10 protein-coding genes are annotated in these 11,358 nt (G+C 59.2%); 1 reads left to right on the plus strand and 9 read right to left on the minus strand.

The genetic code is table 11. The annotated features are described in order from the left end of the window. Positions 1 to 4 precede the first annotated feature (4 nt). The 7 genes from siaB to U5768_RS06025 all read right to left on the minus strand — a co-directional run bounded on the left by siaB (position 5) and on the right by U5768_RS06025 (position 7,524). A complete protein-coding gene (gene siaB, locus U5768_RS05995; protein WP_322029451.1) occupies positions 5 to 547 on the minus strand; it encodes a biofilm regulation protein kinase SiaB in 543 nt (180 codons plus the stop codon). Positions 548 to 556: 9 nt separating this feature from the next. Beyond that, the gene (locus U5768_RS06000; RefSeq protein ID WP_322029452.1) at positions 557 to 1,537 is read right to left on the minus strand and encodes a SpoIIE family protein phosphatase; all 981 of its coding nucleotides are present in this window, start codon (positions 1,535 to 1,537) and stop codon (positions 557 to 559) included. 279 nt (positions 1,538 to 1,816) lie between these two features. Next, on the minus strand, positions 1,817 to 2,734 hold the full coding sequence (locus U5768_RS06005; protein WP_322029453.1) for an acetamidase/formamidase family protein: 918 nt from the start codon (positions 2,732 to 2,734) through the stop codon (positions 1,817 to 1,819). A 749-nt stretch (positions 2,735 to 3,483) separates the two neighbouring features. After that, positions 3,484 to 3,798 carry a hypothetical protein gene (locus tag U5768_RS06010; protein WP_322029454.1) on the minus strand — a complete coding sequence of 105 codons (315 nt, stop codon included), beginning with the start codon at positions 3,796 to 3,798 and terminating at the stop codon, positions 3,484 to 3,486. Positions 3,799 to 3,831: 33 nt separating this feature from the next. Then, entirely contained in the window at positions 3,832 to 5,127 is a 1,296-nt protein-coding gene (locus tag U5768_RS06015) for an MFS transporter (protein WP_322029455.1), read from the minus strand. Between the two features lie 58 nt (positions 5,128 to 5,185). Next, the gene (eno, locus tag U5768_RS06020; protein WP_322029456.1) at positions 5,186 to 6,460 is read right to left on the minus strand and encodes a phosphopyruvate hydratase; all 1,275 of its coding nucleotides are present in this window, start codon (positions 6,458 to 6,460) and stop codon (positions 5,186 to 5,188) included. Next, on the minus strand, positions 6,457 to 7,524 hold the full coding sequence (locus U5768_RS06025; RefSeq protein ID WP_322029457.1) for a phosphotransferase: 1,068 nt from the start codon (positions 7,522 to 7,524) through the stop codon (positions 6,457 to 6,459). Before U5768_RS06025 ends, eno begins: the two co-directional genes overlap by 4 nt. Before the next feature lie 200 nt (positions 7,525 to 7,724). On the opposite strand from U5768_RS06025, the gene U5768_RS06030 reads away from it, so the two are divergent. Beyond that, positions 7,725 to 8,846 carry a LacI family DNA-binding transcriptional regulator gene (locus U5768_RS06030; protein ID WP_322029458.1) on the plus strand — a complete coding sequence of 374 codons (1,122 nt, stop codon included), beginning with the start codon at positions 7,725 to 7,727 and terminating at the stop codon, positions 8,844 to 8,846. A gap of 4 nt (positions 8,847 to 8,850) precedes the next feature. On the opposite strand, the gene U5768_RS06035 is transcribed toward U5768_RS06030, so the two are convergent. Both U5768_RS06035 and U5768_RS06040 read right to left on the minus strand, forming a co-directional pair. Further along, positions 8,851 to 9,762, minus strand: a complete 912-nt coding sequence (locus U5768_RS06035; RefSeq protein WP_322029459.1) for a hypothetical protein — start codon at positions 9,760 to 9,762, stop codon at positions 8,851 to 8,853. Positions 9,763 to 9,831: 69 nt separating this feature from the next. Beyond that, positions 9,832 to 11,286 carry a methyl-accepting chemotaxis protein gene (locus U5768_RS06040; protein WP_322029460.1) on the minus strand — a complete coding sequence of 485 codons (1,455 nt, stop codon included), beginning with the start codon at positions 11,284 to 11,286 and terminating at the stop codon, positions 9,832 to 9,834. Positions 11,287 to 11,358 lie beyond the last annotated feature (72 nt).

An 11,358-nucleotide genomic window follows, 5' to 3' on the forward strand; every position in this document is an offset into this window, starting at 1 on the left:
TGACTCAAATCACGGCGCGGAGGCTAAAAAATGCAAGGCCGCCGGGTTGTTCGGTAAGTGAAGTGAGTAATGGAGCGCTTGACTTGCGGGCAATATCCAGCAAGCCAAGACCGGCGCCGCTACCCACATTAAGGTCACGTGGCCGACGCAGTTGTTCCTTGTAAGCAGCCTTGAGTTGCGCCTTGTCGAGCCGGGCAAGCGCTTCGATGGTGCGCACGAGTTCGCGTCCGTCCTCCAGTTCCACCAGATTGCCCGCGGAGACGACATAACGACTATCCTCGTTCTTGCCGATAGCAACCGTGGCAGAAGCATTCTGTTCGTTGTAGCCATGTTCCATCGAATAATGACGGATGTTCTGCGTCATTTCTATATAGACCGAAAAGACGTCCATGGACTCGCTGAGATTCGCTTGCTCTCCGTGCATGTAGTTGCGCAAAGCATTTCCAATTTCTTCAATCAGGCTGCGAGAAATGGGACCATTGAAGCAAAGTAGAATGTGGTGCCGACTGTAGCTTTCACGCATTGCCAGCAAATCCAGTAATTCCATGACTTATCCTCAGTTGATGCGGAAGGAAAGAACAGTGATGTCGTCGCGCTGCGGTAATTCGCCCTGATACTCCGCGAGCAATGTCGAGAACATCCCGGCCTGCTCGTCCAGAGGCCGGTTCGCGTAGCTGCGCAGCATTTCGGTAAAGCGGTTGATGCCGAACCCGAAACCATGCTCGCCGCCCGCCTGATCAAGAAAACCGTCAGTACAAAGGTAGAATGTCCAGCCGTCCTGCAACGGCACTTCAATATCGCTGTATTCGCCCTGGCGCCGGTCTCCAATAGCGCGACGGCCACCCTTGTATTCCCGTACTTCGTTACCGTCGCTCGCAAATAGCGAAATCCGCGCGCCGGAAAATATCAGACGACACCTTTTTCTGTCGATACGGACAAGGCCCGCATCCATGCTGGTTGCCAATGCCTTATTGAATTGGTCCCGGCCAAGCATGGCGCGCATCGCGGTGTCGGTATTGCGCAGAATGGCGGCAGGGTCGTGGCCCTGCACACTATCAATAGCCTGGTCGATAGCCGCAAACGCGAGCATCGTCATTAATGCGCCCGGCAAGCCATGCCCCGCGCAGTCGATCACGCCAATCAGGTCGCCATCCACGCCTTCCCGATAGATGTAGAAGTCGCCTCCCACCACGTCGCGCGGTTTCCAAAGGACGAAGTGATTTTCGCCCAGGGAAGCCCGCATCAGCCGGTCCGGCAGAATCGCTCGCTGAATAAGGCTGGCGTAGTCGCGAGCATGGTTGCGGTCCCGAATGACTGCCCTCAAGGTATCCACCGCTTCGAAAAGCGCCCGGATTTCACCGCGATAAACTCGCGCGGGAACGTACTCCTCCAGATTCCCCTTCGAGATCGCGACGATCGTTTGGGTAGCCTCGGTAAGTGGCCGGATGACATGTTGACGAAACAGCCAGGCCACTAACGGGAGCACACTTATTATGATCACCGCTATACCGCCGGCTCCAATCAATCTCGTCAGCATCGTTCGATTGCCGATTGCTCACCAGCCGTTAACTGACGATGGGCTCGCAAAGCTCTGGATGCGACGACGGCCAGCGCCCCTAGGCGTTGGCTGATAGATATCCGTGACGAAAAAGTATCGGATGTCACCGCGCGATGTTCAGTCGAACGCATATATCCTAAACGGCAAAATTCCGGCAACTGGTCGTTTCATTCCGGGACGCAGGCGGGTGCTTGAGCGCTTTGTCGAGATCCCTGGTGTTGGTGAATACGCTATGCGCAATGACGTGGCGACTTGTCTTCAAATGACATTTTCGGCTTCCTGGAGAACGATTCCGATTTGCTCGGCAATAGATTTTGGCAGCGCGTAGCGGCATGTTTTCTGCAGGTCAACGACCTGACAAACCTGCAGATCACCCGCGACAGAGAGCAAAGCAACCGTGTCTTCTGTCGAGAGCCCCGTTTCACTCGCAATGAAGCTGAACATATTGCGCGCAGCAAGATTGGCTGCGTCGTCCAGCGACGGGGCGGACGCGATGGTATAGATGGTGTCCGCAGTCTGTGCCATCGGTGTGGGCAGTACGCGGTTCCTGACCACCGAAATCCTGACGGTGACTTCGCCGGCAATCGCCATCCCGCAGACGGAGACTTCACCGCCCCCCATGACTGCATGCAAATCGCCCAGCGCAAGCAGTGCTCCGGGCACGTTGACCGGCAGATAAAGGGTTGTGCCCTCGGCGATGATCTTGCAATCCATGTTTCCGCCATGCGCGTCCGGAACGCCGCATGGCACCGACTCACTGGCGGGGGCCGTGCCGATTACACCGATCATCGGCCTGAGCGGCACGCGTACGCCTTGCGCAAGCGTGCCGAAGCCGCCTTCCAGAGCAATGATGCGGATCGAGGGCGCCGAAATCATATCGCCACAGACCCCCAGTCCTGGCGCCATCATCATGACCGCCTGGTTACCAGGTTCAATCTGTTCGATCTGAACGGCGAGGACGTCGCCCGGCTGTGCGCCTTCTACATAGACCGGGCCTGTCGCCGGGTTGGTGCGGCTCCAGTCGAGCCGTGTGTACGGTGTATCCGCGTGCCGGATTTGATCCTCGAAGCAATCACAGGTCTCGAATACGACGCGGTCGCCATCCTTTACGGTTAAAGCCGGCGCGTTCCCGGGGCTCATTGAATAGACGAGACAGTCTCTGCTAATTCGATGCACGACAATTCCTTTCCTCTTTAATTCTCAATGTTCGATATCGAGCGCCAGATCGCTCCACTTGCCGGAGAGAAAGACTTTTTCAACACGGCCGTCTACAAATCCATATTCACAGATGGAACGTGCCGGGGTTCTGTCTCGCAAGCGAGGCGCGGCCTGTCATGGCTATTGGCGTTTAACCTGCAAGAAAAGGATCGCACGCACTCGGCGCCGGCGATAACGTGGCGCGCGAGCGTTTCAATAAAAAAGACGTCGCGCGAACGCGACGCCAAAAGAATTCTGGTTGTAGCGGGGACGCCAACCAGAACCCGAGAGAACTAGACGAAAAAGGATTGTTTCACAATAAGGACGACATGCCACCGAGTTTTATCCCGACGCCTTATTGCGACGAAGCCTCACAGTACGTGTACAAGCAGCCATAAAAAATCACGATGAGAATTTTTAAAAATCTTATCATGGGAAAATCTGTCGGCACAATTGCTTAATTTGACAAGGGGTTTGCATTCTCGGCAAAATCCCTTCATTCGACTTCAGCGACGTCCTCATGCAGGGAATTGGTTTGCGCCACAATAAGGACCGCATCGAGGCACATTTCGCAGATGGTCAAGGATACTTAAAATAAGGGCGAATGGCTCTGTTCGACAAAAGTCCATTCGATAGCAAAGTATTTCGTTTGCTATTTCCTGACTATATACATCAATTCGATGCCTGCGGGATGACGCGTGCGCAGCAATATTCCGTGAATCTCGTATTCACTCTTCGTGAGCGGTTTTCCCCGCTGCCGGGGAAGCGAATGTAGTCAGGAATTCCCGGATTTGAGCCAGTTGCAATCTGAGTTCCGCTCCACCTTCTTCCGCGACTGTTCGCAGTTGCGCCACAAGAGGCGCACTGTCAAGACTCGACGCATGATGGTCCTGAATCGTCGTGGCGAGATCGACGAGTTTCGCGAAAACGTCGGCGTAGTACTGCCCCGCTAACAGCGTATTGATAACGGCATCTTCGAGCGAGAAAATGTGCAGGGGGTGCTTGGGAATGCGCGTGATGCGTTGAGGCATGATCCAGTCCATGTGGGTAATCAAAGCTTGTGTAAAAGCGCCATATCAACAATTCACCAGTTTCGCAGGCACCCTTAGTACAAGCACTGCCCCCAGCAATGCGACCGCCGAAAGCACGTACAGCGCCACGCTCGGCGAATGCATCGTCTCGCGTATCCAGCCCAGGAAATACGGGCTGATAAAACCCGCGAGGTTGCCGAGCGAGTTGATCATTGCGAACCCTCCAGCAGCGGCGGCGCCGCCAAGAAACGCCGAGGGCAACGGCCAGAACATCGGCAACGCCGTAAACACACCCATGGTGGCCAGAGTGAGCGATACGAGCGACATAATGCTGTCTTGCGCAAACCATGCCGCTCCTGCCATACCGATGCAGCCCATCATCACCGGCACCATCAGATGAACGCGACGCTCGCGCCTCGCGTCCGCAGAGCGGCCGACAAGCAGCATCGTGATCGTCGCCGCCAGAAAGGGGATTGCGCTCATCAGGCCCACCTGGGTGTCCGAACGAAATCCTTGCGACTTGATCAGTGTCGGCAGCCAGAAGCTGATCGCGTATACGCACATTTGAATGCAGAAGTAAATCAACGCCAAAGTCCAGACCTGGCTGCTTTTCAACATCGAGCCGAGTTTGCCTGTCTCCTGCCGGGACCGATCCTGCCGAAGCGCATCTTCGAGCAGACGCTTCTCTTGCGCGTCGAGCCAGCGTGCGTCGGCGATCCTGTCGGTTAGCAGAACCAGCACGAGGCCGCCGAGCGCGACAGTGGGAAGCCCTTCGATCAAAAACATCCATTGCCAACCCGCCAGGCCATGCATACCGTGAAACGAGTCCAGCACCCAACCGGACAGCGGACTGCCGATCAGCCCCGAAACCGGAATCGCCGCCATGAAAAGCGCGGTGATGCGCCCTCTGCGGGCGGACGGAAACCAGTACGTGAGGTACAGCACGATGCCGGGAAAAAAGCCCGCTTCGGCGATACCGAGGAGAAACCGCAGAACGTAAAAGCTCGTCGGCCCCGACACGAAAATCATGCAGGCGGATAGCGCCCCCCATGTGATCATGATGCGGGCAATCCATCGCCGTGCGCCCACCCGGTAAAGAATGAGATTGCCCGGTATCTCGAAGAGAAAGTAGCCGATAAAAAACACGCCGGCGCCGAGCCCATACACGGCGTCGCTTAAACTGAGTTCCGTCTGCATCTGCAGCTTCGCAAAACCCACATTGACACGGTCCAGGTATGCGAAGAAGTAGCCGATGAAGAGAATCGGCAGGATGCGCCGCGCGGCCTTTTTCAGGCTTGTTTCGAGCGACGTATTGTCTGTCTCGAGGATCGTGTGATCCATGATTAAAGCTTCCTTCCGGCGCGTCGGGACGCGCCGTCGTGAACAAAAAAACGTTGTGTCAGCGACAGGCGAGCGCCGAAGTCGAGAATCCAGCCGGCGGATGATCGCCCGTCTCGATGCGGATACCCTCGTTCCATTTCGCCATGCGCTCTGAACGCGCAAACGAACCCACCTTGAGCTGGCCGGCGTTCCAGCCGGTCGCGAGGTGAACGATCGCGACGTCTTCGGTTTCTCCCGACCGCGCGGAGACGATCGATGCGTATCCGTTCTCTTTGGCCGCCTGCAATGCCTGATACGTTTCCGTCACCGTTCCGGCCTGATTCGGTTTGATGAGCACCGCGTTGCATGCCTTCTTGCGTGCGGCGTCCTGCACAAGCGCGGCGTTGGTCACGAGATAATCGTCGCCGACGATCTGCACGCGCTCCCCTGCTGCCTGCGTGAATGCAATCAGTCCGGCCTCGTCGTCTTCCGCAAGCGGATCCTCGATCGACACGATCGGATACCGGTCGAGCCAGTGCAGCAATTTTTCTATGAGCCCATCGGAATCGAGTTCCACGCGATCCAGTCCAAGCGAATAGCGGCCCTCCTTGCCGAATTCCGATGCCGCGATATCGAGCGCGATACTGACGTCGCTGCCAGGAATGAAGCCCGCGGCCTCAATCGCTGCAACCAGCACGTCCATGGCCTCTTCGTTGCTCGAAAACGCGGGCCACCATCCGCCTTCGTCGGCCACGCCCTGCGCGGCGCCCCGCTTTCGCATCAGCTTGCCCGCGTGCAGATAGACTTCCGCCGTCATCTCCAGTGCTTCCTCGAAATGGCGCGCGCCCGTTGCGATCACCATGAAATCCTGCACGTCGACGCGCCGTTCGGCATGCGCGCCGCCACCAAAAATCTGGATCTGTGGCAGAGGCAATTCGACCGGCCGGTCGCCGGCCAGATAGCGCCACAGCGGCAGGCCCGACTCGGCGGCTGCGGCGTGCAGCACGGCCAGCGAAGTCGCGATGAGGGCATTGCCGCCGAGACGCGACTTGTCGGGCGTTCCGTCGAGCGCGATCAGCGCATCGTCGATCGCGGCCTGCTGAGATACGTCGAGCCCAATGAGCGCCGGCGCAATTTCACGCTCGATGCCGGCGAGGGCGGTGCGAACGTCCCTGCCCTCGAAACGGCTTCCGGCATCGCGCAACTCGACAGCCTCGCGCGTGCCGCGAGACGCGCCGGCTGGCGCGATACCCCGGCCGCTGGCGCCCGTCGCGGTCAGCACTTCGACCTCGACGGTCGGCCGGCCACGCGAATCCCACAGACGTCGCGATCGGATATTCCTGATTCGGCTCATCGACCCCACTCCTCTTTCCAGAACGATGTGATTTCTTCAAGCGACGACGCCGGTTCACGCAACAGCTTCAGCGCGGCCGCGCGCACGCGCGACTGCGCGCCGGCGTCGAGATACTCGACCGGCGACTTGCCATCGACACGTGCAAGCAGCAAAGCCGGCAGCAACGTCGCCACGCGAGCGCGCAGGGCTTGTGTGGACTCCCACGCCACATGCGGCAGGTATGCGGAAACGAAGACATCGAACACTGCCAGCAAGGCCGGCAGCAAGGTCGGTATCCACACGCTCTTGAGGAGCAGATGGTTAAGGCAGAACGCCACATCGAATGCAGGGTCGCCGTAGCAGGCGCATTCGGCGTCGAGCAGTACGGGACCCTTCGGTCCAATCAGGATGTTCTTGGGACTCACATCGCCGTGCACGAGCACCAGACGTGTATTTCGGGTTCGATCGGCAAGCTGCTTCAACTGGGGCGCGACGTCGGGATTCTGACGCGCCGCCTCCTCAAGATAGGGCTCGATCCTGATGGCGTAAAAGGTCGCGTCGTGAGCGAACTTCCTGGCGAGCGTTTCCTTGCCCGCGGTTTCCGCGTGAATGCGCCCGAGCACGCTCCCCATCTGGGCGGCAATCCCGGGGGCGATACGCCCCTCCCTCAGTTCCTGCTTCCAGTTGATGTACGTATCCGGCAGGTACTCCATGACAAAACAGTTCGTACTCCGATCAAAACCGATTACATGGGGCACGTGCCCCGGCACGATCTCCTCCGCCGTGCGCAACCAGTCGATTTCGGCATAAATGCGCTCGACGGGCACCTTCCAGTCTTTTGCCACCTTGAGCTGGGGTAACGCCTGCTTGACGCAATAGCTGCGCGCGCCCAGTTGCACGCGCGAGATGCTCGATGACACTCCGCCTGTGAGAACGGTGATACGAAGCTGCTCGCCGGCATGTTCGATTCCCAGGTCATGCAGAATGCGCAGCAACTGATCGGGATGCTGAGTCAGATCGTGAAAAGCACTGGTCATGAACGTGATGGCGACTCGATGAAGGCGATGGCGCCCGGATTTAGGCACACGTGTGCCCAGCGTGATTTTGCCGAATGATCCCGGATACCGCAAGCGCCCACAAAAAATGTTTCCCGCACCAAGACCCTATAGGTAGACACTTTATTCATTCATCACACAAAAGAGCCTGACCACATCAAACCGACCGGCCGGCAGGTTATAATGACCAGGAACGCACACGTGTTCATCCGACGACGAAATTCTGGCTGATGAAACAGGGACTAAAAAAGCAGCGGCATGCAGAGATTGCAATGAATTCGACGCGGCCTGAACAACCGCCTGATACCGGCACTTCCAGGGCACCGGCGGAAGTGACCATTCGCGATATTGCTCGCGCGCTCGGCATTTCCCACACCACGGTGTCGCGGGCGCTCGCTGGCAGCGCCAAGATCAGCGACGAAACGAAGCTCCGTGTCCGCGCAGCCGTGGAGCAGATGGGCTATGTGCCGTCCGCATCGGCCCGGCTGATGCGCGGCCGGCAAAGCTCGATCGTTGGCCTCGTGATCCCGGACATTCAAAACGACTTCTATGCCACCGTGGCGAAATTCGTCGCCGACGCCATGGCTGCGCGCTCCATGCAGCTCATGCTTTGCGTGACCAACGACGACCCGATACGCGAACTGCGGGAACTCCGCGCGCTGCTGGAGCTTCGTCCGGCGGGCGTGATCGTTGCACCTTCGCCGACGCCGGCACCCGAGACGCAGGCAATGCTGCGCAATCATTGGACGGTGCAACTGCTGCGAAAACACGCCGGGCTGAGCGGGACCGCCGTGCTGATCGACGACAGGAAAGGCGTTCATGCAGCGACGTGCCATCTGCTCGACTATGGTCACCGGCGCATCGCCTATATCGGCGGGGGCACGGAAATCAGTACGGGCCGCGAGCGTCTCGCCGGATTCCAGGAGGCGCTGGCCGGGCGCGAGATCGAGGGCGGCCAGGTGGTGCTCGGACCGCCTCGCCCCGAGTTCGCGCGGCACGCGATCACGTCGCTCATGACCGCGAAGAACCGGCCCACCGGCCTCATATTCGGCAGCAGCGAGTTGACCCTCGGCGCCATGCAGGCGCTCCGGGCGCTGGGCCTCGAGTGGCCGCGCGACGTCTCCGTGGTTGGCTATCACGACCCTGCATGGTTCGAACTGGCGGAACGCGGCATTACGACGGTGCGCCTGCCCGTCCAGGGGATTGCGCTTACCGCGACAAGCCTCGTTCTCTCGCGACAGGACGTACATCGGCTGGATGAACAGTCGGAACCGTTGCCCGCCGATGTCAAGTTCACTCCCCATCTGGTGCTGCGCAACTCCACCGCGGCAGTGCTTGCGCCGGCCCGTTAAGCGACTAGACGGAGAGGAACTTCCGATATTTCCCGGCGAGCAATGCGAACTCGCCCCATCCCAAACCAGAGACCGCCAATCCACGGCCGTTCGATGTGATTTTTCCCCAGAAGAGCACGATACGGCCTGTTGATTTGTCATTGATGCCTCTATCTTCCTGTTCACCCGCTGGCACCTTGATCGTGAAATCCGCGACATCGGGATGAGCCCGCAACCTTGTCATGCGGATGTTGGTCGGCCTGGCGTGAACACCCGCATTCCAGGAGCGCAGGATGGTTCCGTAGTAAAGGCGGGGAATATCGCACTCCTCTGTAACCGTCGCGATGTCGATCAGTATGTCGGTCAGTTTCCGGGCGACATCGGTGCCGGGAAGCACAAAGTACTTGTAGAGGTTGACATCGAAGCGTCGGCACAACCCTTCGATTGTTGCGATCCGGCTCGGAAGCGCGAACGTTTCGCCTCGATGCCTTCCGATAGGAACGTCCGCAACTGGCCCAGCGGCATCCTCGATAGCGCTTTGCCCATACGGCTCGGCGTCCCCATCCGGTTTATGCGGCCGGTCTTTCATAAAGGAACTGACAATCGCGAGCTGGTCGCTCGCGATAGCCTGCTTCGCATCCTCTTCCGCCAGATATCTTTTCCCGTCCGCGAGCGGCGTGCGAAGCGAGCATGGAATCGCGCGGTAGGTCAAGCGGTGCATGAAGCAGCACGAGCGGCCATTCGAAAAGCGATCCTTGTCTTTCGGCGAGCGGGAGACCGGGGTGAAACATTCCGGGCAATAGAGTCTGCCTTCCATCTCCGCTGCGTATTCCGAGGGCAGCACCAGGTCGGCACTCGAAGGCCGCACGCGGTTCGCGGCGTCATAGCGCCAGTCAGGAGCGTGCAAGGCGTGATTGATTCTGTTGCTGGAAGCCACTCTTTCTCCCATCGATGTGTACGTTGATTTCCGGTCAACGTTATTTCCTGCCGGTCAGGGTTCGCACGACTACGCGAGCCCGGCGTCCGCCTCAAAAACCTTCATTGCCAGCCGGAGCCGTCCCGCGGAGCCTTGCAGCGACCCGGATGCCGCGGCGGCCTGGCCAACGAGTGCTGCATTCTGCTGGGTCATGGTGTCCATCTGCGCGATGGCCTGATAAACCTGTTCGATACCCTGAGCCTGCTCACTGCTCGCCGCGGTAATTTTGCTGACGATGTCCGCCACACGCTGGATGCTGGCGACGACGTTGTTCATTGCCTTGCCCGCCTCGCCCACGAGCGTCGCACCACTTCCCACCTTGCTGACGGAATCCTCGATCAAGGCGCGGATTTCTCTCGCGGCTGTCGCCGAGCGCTGCGCAAGGGAACGCACCTCGCCCGCGACTACGGCAAACCCGCGCCCTCGCTCACCGGCGCGCGCGGCTTCCACGGCGGCATTCAGTGCCAGGATGTTGGTCTGGAAGGCTATGTCTTCGATGACCCCGATGATGTTGCCTATCTTCTGCGCGGCCTTGTTGATCGAGTCCATCGTTTCGATCACGCGATCCACGGTCGCGCCGCCGTCCCGCGCAACGGACGATGCCCTGTCGGCAAGCAAACTGGCCTGACTGGCGTTCTCCGCGTTCTGCCTGACCACCCCCGTGAATTGCTCCATCGAGGCAGCCGTCTCCTGAAGGCTGGCCGCCTGCGTTTCTGTGCGCCGGTTCAAGTCCACGTTGCCGTCGGCGATCTCGCCGGCAGCCTGCTCGACAGCCGATGTGCTCTGCTCCACATCGACCATCGCACCTTTGACACGACCAATCAGCGCTCTCAATACAACGGCCGTGGGTGCGGTAACGGGCACGTTCCCGACGTCGAGGCAAACCTGATTGCGCTGGTCCACCGCGGCCACGATGGCCGCGAGTTCAGCCGTTTCGACAGCGGCCCGATGCAACTGCACAGCCAGGAAAATTTCGATACCCGTTTGCAGCACCACATAGGCCGCGTGCAGGATGACCAGCAACAGGTTGGCGCGCGGCGTGCAGAAGACGGGAAAGCCCATCGCCTGAAGCCAGTCGAACAACAGATGATGAACAGCGAACACGCCCGCTGCGAACACAACCAGACGCCAGTCGCGGTAGACGAGCAGAAGACCGAGCAGCACGAACACACCGAAATGAAACTCGGTTGTTCCACCCGAAAGCTGGATGTGCAATGCAACGGCAGCGGCATTGCCAAATGTGAGCACCAGACTCGAGACAAAGGTTCCACGCAGGGCAAAGTAAGCGACGCTACCGGCGAGCAGCAAGATCGTCACCGCCGTAAGCGCGAGCGGCAGCGCCGCATAATGCGATCCGATCACAAGTGCGGCGATCAGCGAGCAGACGAGCGTGAGGTACATGACGAGATCGGCCTGCCGGGCGATCTCGCGAAGTGCGCGGGCATCAGGGCGCCGCTGTAGAGGCGCGGCGAGTGCAGGGCTCATGATTCGTGTCTGTCGAGGGAGGATAGAGGGCTGCCGTTTGTTAATGGGTAATGCCGGGCAAAAGGTAAACGG

Origin of the sequence: Paraburkholderia sp. J76, from assembly GCF_905220295.1 — a bacterium.
GTDB lineage: Bacteria > Pseudomonadota > Gammaproteobacteria > Burkholderiales > Burkholderiaceae > Paraburkholderia.

Coding starts and splice junctions, on each gene's coding strand:
- U5768_RS06040 (WP_322029460.1), bottom strand. CDS start 11,286: ATGAGCCCTGCACTCGCCGCGCCTCTACAGCGGCGCCCTGATGCCCGC.
- siaB (WP_322029451.1), bottom strand. CDS start 547: ATGGAATTACTGGATTTGCTGGCAATGCGTGAAAGCTACAGTCGGCAC.
- U5768_RS06030 (WP_322029458.1), top strand. CDS start 7,725: ATGAAACAGGGACTAAAAAAGCAGCGGCATGCAGAGATTGCAATGAAT.
- U5768_RS06015 (WP_322029455.1), bottom strand. CDS start 5,127: ATGGATCACACGATCCTCGAGACAGACAATACGTCGCTCGAAACAAGC.
- U5768_RS06010 (WP_322029454.1), bottom strand. CDS start 3,798: ATGGACTGGATCATGCCTCAACGCATCACGCGCATTCCCAAGCACCCC.
- U5768_RS06000 (WP_322029452.1), bottom strand. CDS start 1,537: ATGCTGACGAGATTGATTGGAGCCGGCGGTATAGCGGTGATCATAATA.
- eno (WP_322029456.1), bottom strand. CDS start 6,460: ATGAGCCGAATCAGGAATATCCGATCGCGACGTCTGTGGGATTCGCGT.